The sequence below is a fragment of the Paenibacillus sp. Y301 genome, from assembly GCF_059445505.1.
In genome coordinates, this window is sequence record NZ_JCAIUL010000003.1 from 143,678 (window position 1) to 165,184 (window position 21,507).

17 protein-coding genes, 3 pseudogenes and 1 riboswitch are annotated in these 21,507 nt (G+C 41.1%); of the genes and pseudogenes, 15 read left to right on the forward strand and 5 right to left on the reverse strand.

Going from position 1 to position 21,507, the window contains the following annotated elements; genetic code table 11:
• Positions 1-27: 27 nt before the first annotated feature.
• The 7 genes from AC1D69_RS07070 (at position 28) to AC1D69_RS07100 (ending at position 10,370) form a co-directional block, all read left to right on the forward strand.
• On the forward strand, positions 28-786 hold the full coding sequence (locus tag AC1D69_RS07070; protein WP_495455436.1) for an alpha/beta hydrolase: 759 nt from the start codon (positions 28-30) through the stop codon (positions 784-786).
• Positions 776-1,594, forward strand: a complete 819-nt coding sequence (locus tag AC1D69_RS07075; protein ID WP_495455437.1) for an alpha/beta hydrolase — start codon at positions 776-778, stop codon at positions 1,592-1,594. Before AC1D69_RS07070 ends, AC1D69_RS07075 begins: the two co-directional genes overlap by 11 nt.
• 117 nt (positions 1,595-1,711) lie before the next feature.
• Positions 1,712-1,910: riboswitch (cobalamin riboswitch) on the forward strand.
• Between the two features lie 158 nt (positions 1,911-2,068).
• A complete protein-coding gene (locus AC1D69_RS07080) occupies positions 2,069-5,992 on the forward strand; it encodes an S-layer homology domain-containing protein (RefSeq protein WP_495455438.1) in 3,924 nt (1,307 codons plus the stop codon).
• A 73-nt stretch (positions 5,993-6,065) separates the two neighbouring features.
• On the forward strand, positions 6,066-7,121 hold the full coding sequence (locus AC1D69_RS07085; RefSeq protein WP_495455439.1) for a DUF4430 domain-containing protein: 1,056 nt from the start codon (positions 6,066-6,068) through the stop codon (positions 7,119-7,121).
• On the forward strand, positions 7,121-8,017 hold the full coding sequence (locus tag AC1D69_RS07090) for an energy-coupling factor transporter transmembrane component T (RefSeq protein WP_495455440.1): 897 nt from the start codon (positions 7,121-7,123) through the stop codon (positions 8,015-8,017). Before AC1D69_RS07085 ends, AC1D69_RS07090 begins: the two co-directional genes overlap by 1 nt.
• On the forward strand, positions 7,990-9,660 hold the full coding sequence (locus AC1D69_RS07095; RefSeq protein ID WP_495455441.1) for an ABC transporter ATP-binding protein: 1,671 nt from the start codon (positions 7,990-7,992) through the stop codon (positions 9,658-9,660). Before AC1D69_RS07090 ends, AC1D69_RS07095 begins: the two co-directional genes overlap by 28 nt.
• The gene (locus tag AC1D69_RS07100) at positions 9,642-10,370 is read left to right on the forward strand and encodes an ECF transporter S component (protein ID WP_495455442.1); all 729 of its coding nucleotides are present in this window, start codon (positions 9,642-9,644) and stop codon (positions 10,368-10,370) included. Before AC1D69_RS07095 ends, AC1D69_RS07100 begins: the two co-directional genes overlap by 19 nt.
• A gap of 111 nt (positions 10,371-10,481) precedes the next feature.
• On the opposite strand, the gene AC1D69_RS07105 is transcribed toward AC1D69_RS07100, so the two are convergent.
• Together AC1D69_RS07105 and AC1D69_RS07110 are read right to left on the reverse strand one after the other, a co-directional pair.
• A complete protein-coding gene (locus tag AC1D69_RS07105; protein ID WP_495455443.1) occupies positions 10,482-11,324 on the reverse strand; it encodes a sugar phosphate isomerase/epimerase family protein in 843 nt (280 codons plus the stop codon).
• On the reverse strand, positions 11,321-12,007 hold the full coding sequence (locus tag AC1D69_RS07110) for a rhamnogalacturonan acetylesterase (RefSeq protein ID WP_495455444.1): 687 nt from the start codon (positions 12,005-12,007) through the stop codon (positions 11,321-11,323). The genes AC1D69_RS07105 and AC1D69_RS07110 overlap by 4 nt, the downstream gene beginning before the upstream one ends.
• Before the next feature lie 381 nt (positions 12,008-12,388).
• On the opposite strand from AC1D69_RS07110, the gene AC1D69_RS07115 reads away from it, so the two are divergent.
• Positions 12,389-12,562, forward strand: coding sequence for a hypothetical protein (locus tag AC1D69_RS07115; protein ID WP_495455701.1), 174 nt, complete (start codon positions 12,389-12,391; stop codon positions 12,560-12,562).
• Here AC1D69_RS07115 and AC1D69_RS07120 read toward each other — a convergent pair.
• The 3 genes and pseudogenes from AC1D69_RS07120 to AC1D69_RS07130 form a co-directional block, all read right to left on the reverse strand.
• Positions 12,487-12,762 (reverse strand): annotated as a pseudogene (locus AC1D69_RS07120) (AraC family transcriptional regulator); the annotation flags it as partial. The gene AC1D69_RS07115 and the pseudogene AC1D69_RS07120 overlap by 76 nt on opposite strands.
• Positions 12,743-12,865 carry a hypothetical protein gene (locus AC1D69_RS07125; protein ID WP_495455702.1) on the reverse strand — a complete coding sequence of 41 codons (123 nt, stop codon included), beginning with the start codon at positions 12,863-12,865 and terminating at the stop codon, positions 12,743-12,745. The pseudogene AC1D69_RS07120 and the gene AC1D69_RS07125, both read right to left, overlap by 20 nt.
• Positions 12,866-13,031: 166 nt before the next feature.
• Positions 13,032-13,118 (reverse strand): annotated as a pseudogene (locus tag AC1D69_RS07130) (glycoside hydrolase family 88 protein); the annotation flags it as partial.
• On the opposite strand from AC1D69_RS07130, the gene AC1D69_RS07135 reads away from it, so the two are divergent.
• The 7 genes and pseudogenes from AC1D69_RS07135 to AC1D69_RS07165 all read left to right on the forward strand — a co-directional run bounded on the left by AC1D69_RS07135 (position 13,078) and on the right by AC1D69_RS07165 (position 21,504).
• Positions 13,078-13,536 (forward strand): glycoside hydrolase family 88 protein, encoded by a 459-nt coding sequence (locus AC1D69_RS07135; protein WP_495455445.1) that lies wholly within the window; start codon positions 13,078-13,080, stop codon positions 13,534-13,536. The pseudogene AC1D69_RS07130 and the gene AC1D69_RS07135 overlap by 41 nt on opposite strands.
• Positions 13,537-13,562: 26 nt before the next feature.
• Complete coding sequence (locus tag AC1D69_RS07140) at positions 13,563-14,924, forward strand: glycoside hydrolase family 28 protein (protein WP_495455446.1); 1,362 nt, start codon at positions 13,563-13,565, stop codon at positions 14,922-14,924.
• An 8-nt stretch (positions 14,925-14,932) separates the two neighbouring features.
• Positions 14,933-15,829 (forward strand): dienelactone hydrolase family protein, encoded by an 897-nt coding sequence (locus AC1D69_RS07145; protein ID WP_495455447.1) that lies wholly within the window; start codon positions 14,933-14,935, stop codon positions 15,827-15,829.
• A gap of 40 nt (positions 15,830-15,869) precedes the next feature.
• Positions 15,870-15,998, forward strand: coding sequence for a hypothetical protein (locus AC1D69_RS07150; RefSeq protein WP_495455448.1), 129 nt, complete (start codon positions 15,870-15,872; stop codon positions 15,996-15,998).
• A 12-nt stretch (positions 15,999-16,010) separates the two neighbouring features.
• Positions 16,011-17,570, forward strand: a pseudogene (locus tag AC1D69_RS07155) (glycoside hydrolase family 43 protein).
• 275 nt (positions 17,571-17,845) lie between these two features.
• The gene (locus AC1D69_RS07160) at positions 17,846-19,375 is read left to right on the forward strand and encodes a prenyltransferase (protein ID WP_495455449.1); all 1,530 of its coding nucleotides are present in this window, start codon (positions 17,846-17,848) and stop codon (positions 19,373-19,375) included.
• 389 nt (positions 19,376-19,764) lie between these two features.
• Positions 19,765-21,504, forward strand: a complete 1,740-nt coding sequence (locus AC1D69_RS07165) for a methyl-accepting chemotaxis protein (RefSeq protein ID WP_495455450.1) — start codon at positions 19,765-19,767, stop codon at positions 21,502-21,504.
• Positions 21,505-21,507: the final 3 nt, after the last annotated feature.

The following is a 21,507-nucleotide window of genomic DNA, read 5'->3' on the forward strand; positions in this document are numbered from 1 at the left end:
GATCTTTAGATAGGGAGGGTGTCAATCATGAATGGAAGACACAGAACGGAGCTTTCAGCAGGATATGAGCTTATCATTTATCTACCTCTATCCTATGGTAAAGGTAAGAAGCATTATCCCGTTGTCTATGTACAGGATGAGGGGGAAGTTGTACTCGGAGGATTCAATTATATTGACCATTTAGTAATGACCAAGCAACTACCCGAAATAATCTTTGTAGGGATAAAGCCGCATAATCGCAGTATGGATTATACACCATGGGAAGCGCCATCACTTGTACCGGGCTTGCAAGATTTCGGTGGGGGAGCACAGGAATATTTAAAGGTTCTTGTCCATGAAATTATACCGTATATAGATGCTAATTATCGAACGATGTCAGGACCTGAGCATACAGGGATTGCAGGTTGTTCCTTGGGCGGTCTTGTCTCCATGTATGCTTACTACCAATACCCTCAAGTGTTTGGAAAAATTGCACTCATCTCGGCTTCCTTCTGGTATGAAAATGTTCTGTCATTTATGGATAAGGAGACCATTTCAGCGACAAATCATCGCATATATATGTATGTCGGGGAGCTGGAAGGGATCTACAAGACGAATATACAACGCGGCATGGTCATGCATACGAAGGAAGCACATGCCCTATTGCTCGATAAGGGTTTTCCACCAGATCAACTGACATTTGAAACCGATCCGAGAGGTACTCATGACGATTTCTTCTTCACACCTTATTTTATTAGAGGAATGATGAGGTTATTTAGTGAAGGAGAGATCATAGATGAACGATAATCCTATACGCTCAACCTTCACGATCCCAGGAGCAGAGCAATGGAATCTGACCAGTGATGCAGGTGAACATTACCGAGTGATGATCTGGGTACCACCAACGATAGCTCCGGAGAATGGATTTCCCGTTATTTATATGTTAGATGGTAATGCAGCCTTTGGTACGATGACCGAGACAGTTCGCCTGCTCAGTATGGGACCTTATCGGATAGAGCCATCTATAGTGGTTGGCATCGGTTATGATACGGATCAACCACTCGATACACCACGAAGATTTAATGATTATACCATCTATGCGAGTGATGATGAATTACCTCCGCGTAAGGACGATTCACCTTGGCCAGTAACGGGAGGTGCAGAACGTTTCTTATTGTTCATAGAACAAGAACTTAAACCTTTCATTGAACAAATATATGCAATTAATCGAGATCAACAAACGTTGTTTGGACATTCGCTCGGTGGATTTTTTGTCTTGTATACATTGTTTATGAAGGGCGAAGCTTTTCAAAATTATGTTGCGGGTAGTCCGTCGATCTGGTGGAAGAATGGATATATCGTCCCTTATGTGGATAATCTGAGCGAGAGTGCACAGCTTACTCCTTTGAAATCGTCACTCTATATCGGTGTAGGGAGCCAAGAGAAACCTCATATGATTCAGGATGCAAGGCTCATGTATGAACGCTTGAGTCAGGCAGACATTCCTGGCTTCCACGTTGAGCATCGCTGCTTCGAAGATGAAGGGCACCTTTCAATTATGGCTCCTCTGATTGGTAGGGCGATACGTTTTGCAGAAAATAGGAATCATCGATAATATATAGCATCTAAGAAGAGAGCTGATTCCTGTACTTACCAGAAGTCAGCTCTGTTTTAATTTAAGAATGAAAATATTAACATGACAAAAGAGCCTATATTAGATATGATGTTCAAGAATTGAATATTAGAAACAGGTGCCAATTATGCAGTTCGTCGAACTGAACATGAATTGGTTAAAAGGGAAGTGGGTGTAAATCCCACGCGGTCCCGCCGCTGTAATAGAGGAGTCCTTACAAGAAACCACTGGGAAACTGGGAAGGGTGTAAGGGTGTTGATACTTAAGCCAGAATACCTGCCTGTTTTTGTTACACCATTAACTCTACGATGGATAGAAGGTGTTTATTAGTGCATGCTAATTTTTAGCTGTTTACTATATATAAACCTCTTAACTTTTCTAGTTGAGAGGTTTTTTTGTTGTGTTAGTTCTACAGAAGGTTGCTAATTTGAGTGAAATGAAAGGGAGATGATACAAATGAGAAATAATAAATTCATAGCTTGGTTACTAATCGTAGGTATATTTATATCTACGGTTGCAACCAGTATGACCGTGTCTTATGCGGATACGGGGGGTGCAGAATCTAGTAATTCATTAACAAATGGAGATTATTTCAGCGATCAAACAGCTGTAACAAGTGATGTATACACAGATTTCATACCCAAGATGAATAGGTTAAGTGTACAAAGCACTTTAAACGCTACTCTATCAGCAAAAGAACAGTTAGATAACAATCTAGCTTATATTCTTAAAACTGTAACTAACCCTACCCTTGGAACAGGCGGCGGAGAATGGTCTATCCTTTCTTTAGCAAGAGCTAATTATACCGTTCCTGATGACTATTACGAGAACTACTACAACAATGTTGTTAAAGTATTGCAGAATGCGAATGGCGTACTACATAAAGTGAAATATACAGAGCATTCAAGGGTAATATTGGGATTAACCTCTATTGGTAAAGGTGTTATCGATGTGGGTGGTTACAATCAACTTGAAAAGCTAGCTGATTACAGCACAGTTATTAAACAAGGTATTAATGGACCCATTTTTGCTCTTATAGCACTAGACAGTAATCATTATGATATACCGATCGTTGCAGGTGTAAAAACACAGACTACGCGAGATATGCTGATCGATTATATTTTGGCAAAAGAGATTAGTGGTGGAGGATGGGCATTAAGCGGTAAAGTTCCAGATCCTGATGTCACCGGAATGGCAATACAAGGACTTACGCCATATTATGAGACGCGTCAAGATGTAAAAGAGGCAGTGGATCGAGCGATTGTATGGTTATCCCAAGCGCAAAAAGATGAGGGTGGCTATGCAAGTTGGGGAAGTATTAATAGCGAAAGTATTGCACAGGTTGTTGTAGCTTTAACGGGTCTAGGTATCGATCCACATACGGATTCAAGGTTTATTAAAAATGGCTATTCTACTATAGATGCCTTGCTATCATTTGCTGTTCCTGAAGGCGGGTTTATGCACGTTAAACCGGGAGCATCAGGTAATGGTGGGGCTGTAGCGGGTAAAGTAGACGGTATGGCTACGGACCAAGGTACTTTTGCTCTAGTGGCCTATGATCGATTTGTGAATGGTCAACAAGGTCTCTATGATATGACAGATGTACAAGGGAAACAACCGGAATTGCCACCGGCAACACCAGAGGTGCCACCGGCAACACCAGAAGTGCCACCAGTGACACCAGAAGTGCCGCCAGTGACACCAGAAGTGCCGCCTGTAACACCAGAGGTACCGCCAGTAACACCAGAAGTACCACCGGTAACACCAGAGGTACCGCCAGTAACACCAGAAGTACCACCGGTAACACCAACTCCTGAACTGAAATCTTATGTAACTCTATCTGTAGATAAGCTTACGATAAACAAGGGCGATGTTGTTGCAGCTATAAGAGTTGAATTACAACCGGGTGACACGGCTTGGACCGTATTAAAAAGAGTGCTTGATAAACGTAATATAGGTTACAATTTTTCTTGGACTGAAAAATATGGAAGTATCTATATGGAATCCATTGCGGGTGATGGAGAATTTGACCATGGTAGCGGCAGTGGCTGGATGTATAATGTCAACGGCTGGTATCCCAACTATGGAGCGAGTCAATATATTTTGAATGATGGGGATTATGTACAATGGCGTTATACGACTGATCTAGGTACAGATTTAGGTGAAGACCTTAGCCAATGGGATCAGACTTCCGAAGGTCAACTATCGGTAGTTCAAGGAATCGTTATTCAATCTGATGACAAAACACCAGTTATCAATGTGCCTAAGGATATCTCCATGGACTATACGCTGAACATATTAAAGGAACTTAAAAATACCACGAATATCACGATTAACATTCCAAATGTTCAATCGAAAGTGTTGCTTAATGTAGCAGATGTCAAAGACGATATTCCAATGATTACGGTAGTAAAAGGGGATACATCGGTTGTTATCGAGAAAGGAACTCAACTGAAAACGGGAGATCCTAAGATTGAACTTATGACATCAGCTGACACGAACACTACAACCATACCAAATCTTATTAAAGGAACACTGAAAGAAAATGAAAAGTTAGAAAAATTGAATCAAGTCTTCGTGATGGGAAATGGTTCTAATCAAGCGCTATTTGATAAACCTGTTACCTTTATCTTCAAAGGTGGCAAAGAGCAACTTCCAGGGTTCATAGAAGGCAATACATTTACACCAATTACGATGTATAACACGGAAGAGAACGGGATCCAAGCGACAAAAGGGAATGTGAAGCAAACTTATTCCTTTATTAAGGGCAACGATCTCTATTTAAAAACAAATGTGATGACAACCTTTGTGTCGTATACCGTTAGCAAATTTAATGTGGTGAATCCTGTTGATGTGGTAAACCCAATAGATTTGAAAAAAATATATACAGATGCCAATGTCATCTCCTTATGGGCGTATGAAGCTATTGGTGTGGCAACGCAGAACGGGTTTATTCAAGGGAATAATGGGAAGTTTAATCCGAAATCTAACATTACAAGAGCAGAGTTTACCAAAATAATAGCGACAGTTCTCGGACTTGATCTAACAGTAGACAAAAGTATTAGCTTCAAGGATGTTGCTACAGATGATTGGTTCTATCCTTATGTTAATGCGGCTTATAAAGCAGGATTCATTACAGGCTTTAATCATGAATTTAATCCCACCGATAAGATTACCCGGGAGCAAATGGCAGCAACAATTGTAAGAGCGCTGGGAATTAACCCTACGAAGTTAACAACGCAACTCAAAGATTTCAATAGTGTATCCGCTTGGGCTAGAACAGATGTGGAGACTATTAATGCACTAGAATTAATGGTGGGTAGTGATAGTCAATTCAGACCCAAAGATTTCGTAACAAGAGAGATGGCAGCGGTAGTTGCTACTAGGGCTTATGACTATAAGAATGGAAATAAGGGATCGGATGTAGTCGTAGGTAAGGTAGAACATCAAAAAGTTAAGGAAACGATTCAAGACACAGCAGCTTTTTTGCAAAAGGCAGTTACTGATCCTGTTATAGCTAGTGTTGGTGGGGATTGGACGGTATTCGGATTAGCACGTTCGGGTGTGTCAGTTCCGGATGCCTATTACGCGAAATACTATGCCAATGTGGTAAAAATACTAAATGAAAAATCAGGAAAACTGCACAATGTAAAATATACGGAGTATGACAGAGTAATTCTAGCGTTAACTTCTGTCGGTAGAGATATTGACGATGTAGCGGGATATAACTTAAGAAAACCTCTCGCAGATTTCGACACCTTAATTAAACAGGGGATTAATGGACCTATCTTTGCGCTTATTGCCCTGGATAGTAATCATTATGAAATACCAACGGTTACAGGTGTTAAGATGCAGACAACAAGAGACATGCTCATTGATTTTATATTGAAAAGAGAGATTAATGGAGGTGGATGGGCATTAGGTGATAGCCCTGATGTATCCGATGCGGATATCACTGCCATGGCCATTCAAGGGCTTACGCCGTATTATGCAACACGTTCAGATGTAAAAGCTGCTGTGGATCGCGGCGTTGCCTGGTTGTCCAAAGCTCAGACGACGGATGGGGGTTACACCAGCTGGGGCTCTGTGAACTCTGAGAGTATTGCTCAGGTCATTGTAGCTTTAACTAGTCTTGGTATAGATCCTGACAGTGACTCCAGATTTATAAAGAATGGAAAGTCTCCAATTGACGCGTTACTAAGCTTTGCTGCACCAAGTGGTGGGTTCTACCATATTCATTCAGGTGACAAAGGTAATGGAGGTGCGAATCCAGGTGAAGTCGATCTTATGGCTACAGATCAGGCATTGTATGCCCTTGTAGCTTATGAACGGTTTATGAATGGACAGACACGTCTGTATGACATGACGGACGTTAAATAGTAAATAATCTGAATAACGAAGCAAGGGTAGAAGCGTGTGCCCTTGCTTCGTTATTTTAAGGTGGGACATAGATATGTTAAACAACAAGAAAAGATGGTTAGCGGCAATATTGATCATAGGTGTACTAGCTATTGCATTCTTTTGGGGTGGGGACTATCAGAAGAGTACGAATAAGCTCGCTGAAGATAACACAGAGATGGGGGTTATAAGTGACGTAGATGCCTCTCACAATAGTGCGTCTCCGCAAGACGAAGATGCTGATCGTGTAGCGGAGGCAACCTCAGCATCGGATAAGAAGGCAACCGATCTGAAATCGGATGATGCGAATAAGTCAGAAGATCATACAGCGCAAATAGAACAAGAAACGGATGAAAAGGAAAAAGATACGGAAGTTGAAAAAGCAGTAGAAATAGGAGCGGGGACGAAATCAGACACCGTGGTAGGGACAGATAAGCCAGTAAAAGAGACAGAGAAACCCGTAGTTAAAGTGGGAGAAGCAGAGAAGGCTGGATCGAAGCAGCCTGTAATGGCTCCAGTTACAAAATTAGATGATAAGGAACTAACGAAGTCAACAACAAACAAATCCCCAACTAGTAAATCAGAAACCCCTAAAGAGAGTAAGAAGGACAAATATCTGACAGATCCTGTGCCGGCTGGGAAGCCAGAACCTGTGGAGTGGCAGGATGTAACGATAAACAAGAAGGAAGAACTAACGGTTACGCTGTCAGTTACAGCAACAACGATTTTAAATAATATGGATAAATTAAATAAGGATAAACTTGAAGTGTTGCCAGCCGATGGCGTCATATATAAGCAGCAAAAGGTAACCTTTTATGAAGGAGAGTCTATATTCGATGTGTTACTACGAGAGATGAAGAAGAATAAAATTCATATGGAATTTACCATGACCCCGATCTACAACAGTAACTATATCGAGGGCATTAACAATCTTTATGAATTTGACTGCGGAGAACTGAGCGGATGGATGTACAAGGTTAATGGGTGGTTTCCGAACTATGGTGCAAGTCGATATGTACTTCATGACGGGGATGTCGTTGACTGGGTATATACATGTGATTTAGGCCGAGATGTTGGTGGATATATGGCCGTAACGGGGGAAGGCAAGTAATGACAATGAAGGATTCCTTCGCTACCTTCCATCCGATGGTTAATTTTGTTTATTTTGTCGTGATATTGCTATTTAGTATGTTCTTCATGCATCCGATCTTTCAAGTGATAGCACTCATCAGTGCCATTGTGTATTCCATTATGTTAAAAGGGAAAAGCGCTATTACATTTAATGTACTCTATATGCTCCCCTTATTATTGTTCATGGCTGTAATGAATCCTGCGTTTAATCATGCGGGTGTTACGATTCTTTTTTATCTAGACAATGGCAATCCGATTACACTGGAATCGATTCTATTTGGTGTGGCAGCAGCGTGTATGTTTGTGACGGTGATCGTGTGGTTCTCTTGTTATAACGTTGTCATGACATCAGATAAATTCATTTATATTTTTGGCAAAATATTGCCTTCGTTATCGTTGATCTTCTCTATGGTGCTTCGTTTTGTTCCTAGGTATATCACACAAATCAAGGTGATATCGAATGCTCAGAAGTGTATAGGAAGAGATGTTACACAGGGGAATATGCTGACAAGGGCTCGTAATGGAATTACTATATTATCGATTATGACGACTTGGGCATTAGAAAATGCGATAGAAACGGCTGATTCGATGAAGTCTAGAGGATACGGATTGCCGCATCGCACGAGCTTCTCGATCTTTCGGTTCGATCGTCGGGATCAACTTGCGATGACGAGTATGTTGGGATTAACTGTTGTTATTCTAATAGGGGCAGTTATGGGTGAGAACACGATCCGATTCTTTCCATCTGTTAAAGCACAAGCCATTTCGCCGTTCAGTGTGGTTGTGTATATCGCTTATGGGGTTCTATGTATGATACCCGTGATTATCAATGTGCTGGAGGGAATGAAATGGAAATCTATACAATCCAAGATATAAGTTTTACTTTTCCAGAACAAGAGAAGGAGGCTCTTTCTCATATTAATCTGTCTATAGAAAGTGGAGAATTTATTACGATATGTGGGAAGTCAGGTTGCGGAAAGAGCACATTATTAAGGCAACTGAAAACGATACTTACACCACATGGCAAGCGTGATGGATCTATTTACTTCAAAGGACAATCGATAGAAGAAATGGATCATCGGACACAGGCATCTGAGATCGGATTTGTACTTCAGAATCCTGACAATCAGATTGTGACGGATAAAGTATGGCACGAGCTTGCCTTTGGGCTAGAAAGTTTAGGATATGACAGTAGTACGATTCGTTTACGTGTAGCTGAAATGGCGAGTTTTTTTGGCATCCAGACTTGGTTTCACAAGCATGTGGCAGAGCTTTCTGGAGGTCAGAAACAGCTCCTAAACTTGGCTTCCATTATGGCGATGCACCCTTCGGTATTAATTCTCGATGAGCCTACCTCGCAATTAGATCCGATTGCGGCGGCTGACTTTTTGGATACGATAAAGAAAATAAATCGAGATCTTGGGACTACAATTGTTATGACAGAACATCGTCTGGAAGATATTCTTCCGATCTCAGATCGTCTTATTGTTATGGATGCAGGAGTGATCATTGCTGATGATTCACCTCATAAGGTTGGCGAAATGTTAAGTGGGTTGAATCACCCGATGTTCCGTTCGATGCCTTCGCCGATGCAGATTTATGCAGGAGTGGACAATGACTTGGCCTGTCCGATTACGGTGAAGGATGGACGCCAATGGGTAAATGCTTTACTTCGTGATAAAACAGCGGTGACAATCGATGATACGAAAGGTATTTCGGAGATATCTAATAGAAGCGCCATTACATTCAAAGATGTGTGGTTTAAATACGAGAAGAACGGATCGGATATTATCAAGGATTTATCTTTTGAAGTACAAGAGGGTCAATTTTATTGTATCGTTGGTGGTAATGGGACCGGTAAAACATCAACACTATCGCTCATTAGTGGAATCCTTCAGCCACATCGTGGGAAAGTTCTCTTAGGGGGAAAGAATCCTGCCAAGATGAATGCGAAAGAGCTATTCTCTCAGAATCTTGGTATATTGCCTCAAAGTCCACAGACGTTATTTGTGAAGAAAACCGTTGAACTGGACTTATATGAAATGTTATCCGATAAGGCTCTAACGAAGGAAGAAAAGGTATCTAAAGTAGATACCATAATTAAGTTTGCAGAGCTTGAACCTTTACTAGCCATGCATCCTTATGACTTGAGTGGAGGAGAGCAGCAGCGAGTGGGATTGGCTAAGGTGCTCTTATTAGAGCCGAGGGTCTTATTGCTCGATGAACCAACGAAAGGACTGGATGGTTTTTTTAAAGAAAAGCTTGCTGTATTTCTGAAGAACTTACAAGCCAAGGGTGTTACGATTGTGATGGTGTCGCACGATATTGAATTTTGTGCCAAGTATGCAGATGTGTGTGCAATGTTCTTTGATGGCCAGATTATTACATCGAAACCAACCCATGAATTCTTCTCAGGAAATAGCTTTTATACAACAGCCGCTAATCGTATGGTTCGCCATATATGGCCTGAGGCCGTAACTATAGAGGATGTGATTGAACGATGTCAGACAAGCCATTAAAGATCAATCGGTTGAGTCGTAGAACCCTATTAGCAGTGTTGCTTATTCTCATGGTCATTCCAGCTACGATTGTGCTTGGCGTTTTTGCCTTGGATGATCGTAAGTATTATTTTATAAGTTTATTGATTGTATTATATACGATGATTCCCTTTGCCATGGGTTTTGAGAATCGAAAGCCGCAGGCACGAGAATTAATCGTAATCGCCGTATTAACAGCTATTGCTGTGGCAGGACGAGGGGCCTTTTTCATGTTGCCACAGTTCAAGCCTGTGGTGGCTATTGTGATTATAGCAGGGGTGTGTTTGGGTGCAGAGGCAGGGTTTCTCGTAGGTGCCGTGACCGGGTTTGTATCTAACTTTTTCTTCGGTCAAGGACCATGGACACCGTGGCAAATGTTCTGTTTTGGCATTATAGGTTTTGGCGCAGGGATCTTATTTAAAAAAGGGATGCTGAAAAAGACAAGACTTTCCCTATGTGTGTTTGGAGGATTTGCCACTTTTTTAATTTATGGGGGTATCATTAATATAGGGTCACTTTTGATGTTTACGTCACAGTTCTCATGGAAGGCTCTACTTGCCACGTATATCTCAGGATTCTGGTTCGATATGGTGCATGCGATTGCTACGGTTGTGTTCCTCTTCTTCATTTCCCAGCCGATGATAGAGAAATTGGATCGGATAAAGATCAAGTATGGGTTGATTGAACCGTAGATTGTTGATCCTCAAATTGGGGTGCACAAAGCCATGAAAATGACTTGGGCACCCATTTGTTTTTTTGTAGGATAAATTTGTCAAAAATGAGTTATAGTGATTAGCCACAATCTACACTTCCTGATAAATCCTCTCTAAAAAAAATATACTTTCCTCCAGATGTTCTTCCGTTGTGCTCTCCAATATCCCATGGATATGAGGGCGTTGGTATTTCATATAGCGAAGAATAGGTTCAAACTGAAGCCATCCCTGTCCAACAGGGACGATATGGATAGCTCCATCCTTAACTACAAAGTCTTTTAAATGAATGACCGCAATCCGATTTCCTAAGAGTTCCAACGCCTCAGCAATGATAGTTTCCTGTTGCAAGTAATTGGTAGGCGACATCAGATTGGCGCAATCCAAAATAATTTGAAGATTGTTAGATGGAACAGCATCTAATAGTCGCCGTGTTAATGGAGCAGTGTAAAGTGGGTGATGTAGTCCTGCCTCAATCCCAACGGTTACACCGAAACGTTCAGCTTCTTCCACCATTTCGCTTACCGAAGTGATTACTTGTTGAAAAGCTTCTTCTGTAAAATTGTCCGTTGTATATCCTTGTCCAACGCTACCTGTCTCCGTACCTACTAGACTGGCACCGAAATCTCTAGCCAAACGAAGGTGGGTACTAAACGCAGCTAAGGCTTGTGTTCGTTTCTGTGGATCTCTGTCCACTATATTGACGTAACAACCTAGAACTGCCATATGGATCCCTGCTTGCCTAAATGCATTACCAAAGTAACTGGCCGTACCAGGACTTATAGCAGATAGACTCGGAACACTTTCAGGAAAAGATTTCTTCACTGCAAATTGAATATGTGAGAGATTATAATGTTGTATCTTTTTAATTAAGTCGTTCAATGGGATTTGTCCAAAGTCATGCGCTCGGATTCCTAGATGAAGGGGAATTGTCATAGGAGTGCTCCTTTTAGTATAGGTAATGAAGTAGCATGTGTAATGGCTTGTGCCACAAGATTGGCTATTTGCCGTGCTCCTTCTTCTGAGAAATGTGTGTCGTCCACGAGACCATTTGGATAATTAGGATGTTCTTGTTTAGGCAAATGCATAAACAATGTCTTGGATTTCTCTGCTCCTAATGACAGGTAGAGTTGTTGAGATGCTGCGAAAATATCAAGTAACGCTGTCTGCGTTTCTTCAGCTACTTGTCTCATGATGGAAGGATAAGGACCTACAGCAAGTGGATCGGGTTGTCCATCTGGGTTGAAGCGGCGGCGACTTACAGAGGTCAACAGAACCGGAGTTCCACCGAGCTGTCGAGCGGATTCAATAAATTGAATTAGATTTAAGCGATAGTCTGTTTCGGGATCCGTATACCGAGAAGAGTCTTCTTTTTTTTCATCGTTGTGTCCAAATTGAATAAATAGGAAGTCACCGGATTGAAAGTCTCTTTTAATAGCATCCAATCGCCCATCAGCTATATACGACTTGGTACTTCGCCCATTGATCGCACGATTATCTACACGAATAGCTGTTCCAAAATAACCTTGCAGGTACTCACCCCAGCCTGTCATTGGCTTCTCGCTTGCCCCTTTGAGTGCGGCAGTGGAATCTCCCGCGATAAATAGAGTATGTGTCATGTGATCTCCTCCTTGTTAATAAATCAATCTGCACACGTTAACAATTCTGAATATATCGAATACTAAAACTGTCCACAATTCGGGTATAATATATTTATATATTTCTTTAATTGGAAATGTTAACGATTTCATTGTAGGTACTACTTTTTTTAAAGTCAATGATTAAATAGTATGCGTATATGTTATGAAAGCGCTATAATAATGTTGATGACAAGAATTAAAGGAGATCCTTTAACAGCGCCTAACAACGCGCCTTTTGTAAAGTGTTTTTGTACAAATGGATAGGCAATGATCTGATAGGTCTTCAATGCACTTAATGTATCATTCAGAATACGCACCAGTTACCGTGATGTCAATTCGCAACTTAACTATATTGCCACTATGGGAATGGATGAAACAGGGTACTCACTCATCAGTCTGGAGCAGAATTGGCGAATTATGAATGGAACCTTATCTTATTTGACCGAAATGGAACGGGAAGACTTATATAACTCAAAGTCCTTTAAGGTGATTTTCTTCTTCACTACCTCGCTAAAAGAACTGGTGGTGCTGTAAGTGTTGAAGGCATATTCAATACTTTGGATTTTATGTTCCACATTATTTTTGGTTTGTGCAATGAAACTTTGTTTTGTACTAGCAACCCTCTCGATGACTGAACTCGTCGTACTAAAGTAGATATAACTACCAAAACTAATTACAAGACCTACTCCCAAGATTAAAATCGGAATGAAAATTTTATAAAACATAATTCCCATTACTGTCACTAGCGCTACCTTGTTCTGCTCCATTTCCACATGCCGTTATTAATAGTGCGGTACAAATCATCAAAGCTGCTAATTTTCGAGTCTTATGTCTCATATTGACTACCCCATTTCTATAATTGGTAAGCTACAGCTATATCTTCCACTTTTACCTAGATAAGATGCTGCCTAGTAAAAGTAAGAATTCCTTAGTAAACACCGTCTTCTCCTAATTTCTTAGCTAGTTTATTAGAACCCATAACTAAGATTAGGCCGTCACAATAATCGCCATGGTCGCTTGGTAGAATTTCTAATACATCCACTAAAGCCATGACATACCACCCTAGAGAACGCCCCCAGAAATTTGGGGATGGTTGCAACGACGATAACCGCCATCTTAACCGTCTGAGCAGGTGGAATGATGCGGACTCAGGAGTCTGGTATCAAGTGGTTAATCTGGGTGAACGCAAAGGAAATTATTTGGAAGCATCTGCTTCAAGTATGATCACTTATGCTACAGCCAAAGGAATTCGATTAGGTGTATTGGACATGAGCTGGAATGAGACGTTGGACGTAGCATTTAATGGACTGATCACAGAGTTTATACTCGAGACCAAAGAAGGATGGGTTAATCTAAATAAAAACTGTGAAGTTGCTGGCTTAGGTGTAGGTGAAAAGCGCGATGGCTCCTTTGCATATTATATAAGTGAATCTATTATTACGAACGATCAAAAAGGAATAGGGGCATTCTTACAAGCTTGTGGTGAATACGAACAATCAATACGATAAAGTTGATACATTCTGTTGAGAGGTGGATGAACGTGTATAACATCGTGGATTATGGTGCGAATAAGGACAGTGGAGAGTTAGCAACTGAAGCAATTTCGCGTGCAATTGAAGCGGCAAGTGAAGCCGGTGGAGGAACGGTGTATGTTCCGGCCGGTACATTCCTGAGCGGTGCTATTCATTTGAAAAGCAACATTGAATTGCATTTAAGCCCAGGCGCTACCCTTTCATTTAGCACGAACCCGGAAGATTATCCTGTGGTGGAATCTAGATGGGAAGGGGAAAAGCAACTGGTTCATTCTCCTTGTGTTTTTGGTAAGGATTTAGTCAACGTATCGATTACCGGAAGCGGGTCCTTAGATGGAAATGGTGCACCTTGGTGGGATAAGCATCGGAATCATCGGGAGGAGTTAGAGTATCCAAGACCAAATTTAATCGGTTTTAACAGCTGCCAGCGAGTCATTCTGAAAGATCTGACACTCTTGAATTCTCCTAGTTGGACCGTTAATCCTATCTGTTGTTACAATGTCACGATTGACAATATTTCCATTCTAAACCCCGCAGATTCTCCCAATACAGATGGTATTAATCCCGAGTCTTGCTCTAATGTCCGAATTAGCAATTGTAATATCGATGTAGGTGATGATTGCATTGCTATAAAAGCAGGAACGGAAGACACGAAAGAACGGATTCCTTGCGAGAATATTACGATTACGAATTGTACGATGGTTCATGGACATGGCGGGGTCGTTCTCGGGAGTGAGATGAGTGGAGATATTCGTAATGTCACGATTAGCAATTGTATCTTTAAACAAACGGATCGGGGCATTCGAATGAAATCGAGACGTGGACGTGGAGGCATCATAGAAGACATTCGGATTAGTAATATTGTCATGGAAGATGTGATTTGTCCATTTACCCTTAACCTATATTATTTCTGTGGACCTCGTGGGAAAGAGAAATATGTATGGGACAAGAATCCTTACCCGATTACAGAAGAAACACCTCATTTTAGACGTATTCATTTCGCCAATATTACGGCACGTCACGTTCATGCTGCTGCGGGGTTCATTTATGGACTTGCAGAGCAATACGCTTCGGAGATTACCTTTACTAACGTTGACATATCTATGGCTAAGAATGCCGTACCGGGTCATCCAGACATGATGACAGGGATTGAGAACATGAACAATCGCGGCTTTTATCTAGGTAATGTGAGGGATGTTCACTTTCATCAGGTGACCATTGAGAATCATGAGGGTCCTGCGTTCTATATTGAGAATGGTGAAGCGGTTGAGATCATCCATTGTCAATCGAGGAACACGAACAAGCCAGAGAAATTGGTAGAACAAGTAACAGTAGCACTTTCAGAACAGAATATGGTGAAGTGAGGGAGATCATGATGGAATCCGATAAACTGCAACAGTTATTAGGTGATCTTCCAACATGGAATCCGATATCGGTAACAGTGATGAAACTAGAGGAACGAGATGGCTATCGTCTTGAGTCACTTTTGCTAGATTTAAATGGTATCGAACAGGTACCCGCTTATGTTGCGACACCTTTACAAGGGGATGGTCCATTTCCTTTGGTCATCTTTAACCATTCCCATGGCGGGAATTATGCGAATGGGCGTAATGAATTTGTCCATAGCAGTCCTTATCTACAACAGCCATCCTTCGCTAAGACCCTGACAGATATGGGGTATGCTGCTTGTTGCATCGACATGTGGGGATTCAATGAGCGTAGTGGGAAAACTGAGAGTGAACTTGTGAAAGAAATGTTGTGGCAAGGTCAAGTGATGTGGGGCATGATGCTGTACGATAATCAACGAATGATCGATTACATGTGTCAACGTGAAGATATTGATGCATCTCGCATAGCTACGATTGGCATGTCCATGGGTGGACTGATGGCATGGTGGCTGGGTGCATTAGATGAACGGGTTGGAGTGATTGTAGATATCTGTGGGCAGGTAGACGCTCATACCTTAATTGCCAAAAGAGGATTAGATCATCATGGCTTCTACTCCTATGTTCCTGGGTTATTGAAGCATTACACAACACTTGATATTCAGAAACGGATTGTCCCTCGTCCGCGAATGAGTCTAGTGGGTAGAAATGACCGAATGTGTCCCATAGAAGGTGTAGAGTATTTAGCTCAGGGCTTATCCGAAGCTTATCATGCTGCAGAACAGCCAGAGCATTGGCAATCAGTCATTAGCAGTGGGGGTCATATGGAGACATTAGATATGCGAATCAGGTGGCAACAATTTCTAGCTCAACACTTGGAATAGCGCTGCGAATGAGAAGACCGTTCAATATCGAGAATTCGGTGTGAAGGATGCTGATATAGTAAGTGCGCAACGTGTTCCATGGGCAGGATGTTATGCAACGGAGGCAATGGATCTGAACCAAGAGGATGTGTTTGCCGGGTGCAATTTCTGGAAGATGGAAAGGAAGTAGAATGTAATGACTATGATACAGAATCCAATATTAAGAGGCTTTAATCCCGATCCGTGTATGCTACGGTTTGAGGACACTTATTATATAGCGGTATCTTCGTTTGAATGGCTGCCAGGAGTACGGGTGTATCAATCACAGGACTTGGCGCATTGGGAGTATTGTACAGATATATTAACGAATCAAGTAGATTTGAGAGGTAATCCGAAAAACTGTAGCATTTGGGCGCCCCAATTGAGTTACCACGATAATCTTTTTTATCTTTTATATACGGATGTGAAAAGTACGAAACGTCCGTTTAAGGACGATCATAATTTTCTTATTACTGCGCCAACCATGGAAGGCCCATGGTCGGACCCTGTCTATCTTAACAGTAGTGGATTCGATCCCTCTTTATTTCACGACGACGATGGACGCAAATGGTTACTAAATGCATTATGGGATTACCGCATTGTGGAAGGTAACAAATCTAGTGGTATTGTGATGCAAGAATACGATAGTAAGCAACAGTGTTTGGTTGGAGAACCTATTAAACTATTCGATTGTACACCATTGAAGAAGACAGAAGCGCCTCATATATATAAGCGTAATGGTTATTACTATCTGATTACAGCAGAAGGCGGGACAGGAACAGGACATGCAGTAACTGTCGCACGGTCTAAAGCGTTGTTAGGGCCCTATGAAGTGGATCCGATGAACCCGATGCTTTCTTCGAGAAATAATCCAGAGTTACCGTTACAATGTGCAGGACATGGTAGTCTTGTAGAGACGGCTGCCGGTGAATGGTATATGGCGCATCTTTGTACACGTCCGATCGACGGTGAATATGCCATTTTAGGAAGAGAAACGGCCTTGCAACAAGTGTTCTGGGATGAGGAAGGCTGGTTGCGATTAACATCGGGTGGTAATACACCTCAATTAGAAGTTCCAGCTCCCAAAGGAATTGTCATGAAAGAGCATGAATATAACCCTGTCTTTGAAGATTCATTCGAGGGCACGGAGATTAAGGAAACATGGAATTCATTACGAATAATGGTGGAAGATCGTTGGTGTTCACTAACGAAACGTCCCGGATATCTTCGATTGGTAGCTGGGGAATCGATACAGAGTCTGTTCCAGCACCATATTCTAGCTATTAGACAAAGGGATAAGTGTTTTCGAGCAGAAACAGCCCTTGAGTATTATCCAGATTCTTATTTACAAATGGCAGGATTGTTGTTGTATCTCAACGAGGATAATTACCTGTATGCATATGTAAGTCACGAAGAGGGTCAAGGAAAGGTATTACGTCTGATGAGATGTGTGGCAGACACGTTTACTTTGGTACCTGTTTTCATTGGGATTCCAGAGGATCGTCCCATTCATTTAGCCGTTGAGGTAAAGGAAACACAAGCACAATTCTATTATCAAAGTGGACATGAATCAGGATAGAAATCCCTCTTTGGTTCGGAGAATATCAGTTTCTTATCCGGTGGATTCACGGGTATTTTTGTAGGGATTGCAGCCCATGATATGCAACAGTTCCAAGGGAGTTATGCTGACTTCAGTCATTTCCGATATATAGGAAAAGATTGAACAAGTGTCGGGGTAATCAATAAATAAGATACTGAGTGTCATTCCTAGAAGGGGATGACACTCATTTTTTTGTAACGTAGATCCTATTAATGTTGCATGTCCACTCATTTATTCATAATAGGGGTATACTACCAGAAGAGGGGTTTGAAGATTTAGGTATATATGCTCTCTTTTTTATAGTAAAATAGAAAAACGTGAAAAAAATACGTGCACGGTAAATTTAATGAATAGTGCGTTTTAATCTTCATAAATAAGATTCGGAGGAGATATATTGTATGGCACAGCGAAGTAAACAAGAAGTGTTTGAGTATTTAGAACGGGCTGAGGTCGGAGCTGTGGGTACTTCTAATATGGGGTCGCCTAGGCAAAGAATGATGCATTTTGCAGTAGATGAAGAGTTTAACTTCTACTTAACGAGTACGAAGGGTGATCCCAAGGTGATTCAATGGATCAATATTCCCGAGACAGCTTTGTTAATTCATCAAGGCCCTACCTTTATGGAAATGGAAGAATGCGAGGTTATCGGAAGGGCAGAGGTCATCAAGGATGAGAAGGAGCGACAAAAGGCGATTGATCTGTTGGTAAATCGGTCTCCCATTGTCGGACAATTTCATAGTATTGGTGCTCTTGATCGGTTGGAGTTCATTCGCGTGAAGCCATTTACAGTTAAGTATCGTTATGTGCCGGAGATCCTTCAAGGGGAACCTCCAACGGTGTTCGATTTCGAACACAATCGCGAGAGCGTCAACGTCTGGGATGATATTAAAGCAAAGGCACGGGCATGGAAAGAAGCAGTTCGTGCGTTATCGTTGACAGCTTCATTAGTTCCCATTCTGTTGGGAGCAGCTCTAGCACTATCGCAGAGTGGTGAGCTCAACGTGCTTACCTTTTTATTAACGTTACTTGGTGGACTTATGATTCAAGTAGGGACGAATATGATCAATGATTGGAAGGACGCTGAACGTGACAGTGAGAACCAAACGGGAATACGTCCATTCACCGGTGGATCGCGGGTGATTCAGCTCGGTTTAATCTCTAGAGCAGACATGGGGTTTTTCGGTATTGCATTATCGGTCTGTGCCGTGCTAATTGGGATATTCCTGTTGTTCGCTAGTGGACTTGGTCTAATTCCACTGATCTTGTATGGACTTATAGCGGGTGTTTTTTATACAGGTGGAAAAGGAAAACTCTCCTTCATTAATATGGCAACGGGTGTAGCTGAATTCTTAGTTGCTACGACGTATGGTGTATTTATGACGATGGGTGCTTACTATGTACAGACTGGACATTATTCGTTGCAAGCATTCCTGATATCATTACCTGTGGCTTTGTTTATCAATAACGTCTTGATCATTAATCAGTTCCCTGATGTAGAATCAGATACTACTTCTGACAAGAAAACATTGGTTGTTCGACTAGGTAAGAAGAAGGTTAAAAATATGCTAATCTTCTGTTTTATCCTAGGTTATGTCATCATTGCGTTGCTTCCGGTTCTGGGGTACGGGCCGTATACGTTATATTTTTCATTCTTGTCCGTTCCATTTGCAGTACAAGCGATTCGTTACGCACATCAGTATTATAATGAAAATGCGGTGGATCTCATCCCGAGTAACGCTCACACAGCGATGAATCACTTATTTAGTGGATTACTTCTCGTGTTCGCCTACCTGTTAAACAGTGTCATCACTTTAGCCATACCTATTCTGTATTTAATAGCATCTCTAATGTTGGTTTTCTGGGTGTGGAATTATATCGAAGGACATAGAAAAGCGATGAATGAATTTAGATTCGCATTTAGGAAGTAAGCTTAGATGCATAGTTTTCTCAATAAGAAAATCCAAAGCCCTTGTTTATCAAGGCTTTGGATTTTTTTAAAATATAAGAATTTATAAGTATTTCTGCTTATAAATAGAATTATATTTCAACGCTAAACGTTTCATCGCCGCTAAAGGACGGCGAAGCCGTTTATGCTTGATTGCAAATGGGTTTGAAGCCGGTTACCGTAGAATGGGTCTTTTTTTGAATTACCCATACAATTTTGGGGAGATAATGCCGATATATGAACGTAATCACTTATTGTTTAAATATTATGATGTGCTCGATGTAAAGCTAGAAAGTAAATATGAAAATATAAGTTCTGTTTTCTTTTTAGGAGATGCAATCCAATACATCATGGAATTAGGGGAGGCATGTAATGAATACAAAAGGTATCCTTTTTAAATCAACGACTGTGTTATCATTGCTATTTTTGTTACTTGGAGGGACATTAGCTTATATCTCATATGAACGGTTACAAGTGGAACAATCTAATGAACTGGTTGCGATGGAACAAACAATCCATAGTATCATTGTACAAGCCATTCCGACAATCGAGAATGCAAAAACATTAATTGGCTCGGATAAGCTCATGATAGATTCGGGGATTCAACAATTACAGTTGCAGTTGAATAGCTTGAAGAGTAACAAATTGATATCAAATAGTTATATATATATGCCAGAAGTTAAGACGAATGGAGATACTAAAGAAATCAAGCTATTACTTGCAGATCAAAATCTGTATGATACGGGTATGCCACCAGGTGCTATCTATGAAACAAAGGGTACTTTCGCAGACACCTTAACTAAGTTAGAAACAGATGATTATGCAATATCGGATGTGTACAGTGATGAGTATGGTAAATGGATAAGTGTTGTAAGCTCAATCAATGACGATCACGGGAATAGGATTGCTATATTTGGAGTTGACTACGATTACAATATATTACAAACTAAGCAGAATTCTCAGATCAATGTAACGATTATTATCGGTGGAGTTCTAATTATTATTTTTGTAGCGCTAGCTGTTATACTCGTTCGATTTACGTTGCTTCCTATCATCAGGTTGTCTGAATTAAGTAAGAAGGCAGCTGAAGGAGATCTTTCTGTAAAGATACCTATTAAGAATCATGACGAAGTAGGGATACTATCGGCCAACTTTAATGCCATGATCACTAATATTCGTCAGTTAGTTCACAATGTACAGAAAACTTCTGTAGATGTAACAACTTCCTCCAATGCATTGATGATGAGCGCAAATCAGACTTCAAAAGCATCTGAAGAAATCACAAGTTCAATCCAAGAGGTGGCATCCGGATCGGACACACAAATGCAATCGGCTATGGAAAGCCAAATGGCTATGGAAGAAATAGCTATTGGAATACAACGAATTGCGGAGTCTTCTTCAAGATTGTCTGAACATGCAAGTGAGGTCACAGGAACCGCGGAGCACGGTAATCAAATCATTCATCAATCGGTGCATGATATGGAAGCCATTTATTCATCGGTTTCAGATACTGTAGTCATATTAAATGAATTACAAGAGCATTCTCAAGAAATCGAGAAGGTGCTCGCTATTATAACGAACATTGCAAAACAGACGAATCTGCTGGCGCTTAATGCTTCAATAGAAGCTGCTAGAGTGGGAGAACACGGAAAAGGATTTGCTGTCGTGGCGAATGAAGTTCGGAATTTAGCAGAATCGTCTAAAGAATCCTCGGAGCAAATTTCAATTCTATTAAATAATATTTCGTCGAATGTAGATCGTGCTTCAGTAGCTATGAATACAAGTATGACTCAAGTTATCCATGGTATCCAGGCGGTATTTATAGCGGGAGAGACATTCCAAGGAATTGTTGGATCATTGAAGACCGTTAATGAACAAATACATGAAGTATCGGTAGCTTCGGAAGAGATGTCTGCTGGGAGTGAAGAGATAACTACTTCACTTGTTGAACTTGCTGAAATCGGTAGATATGCATCCCAGAATTCACAGAACGTCGCTGCTTCTTCAGAGGAACAACTGGCTATGATGCAAGAGATCTCAAGTTCTGCTACAACCCTTCGGGAGATGGCTCATGATCTTGAGAAAGAGATAGGAAACTTTAAATTAGAATAATGA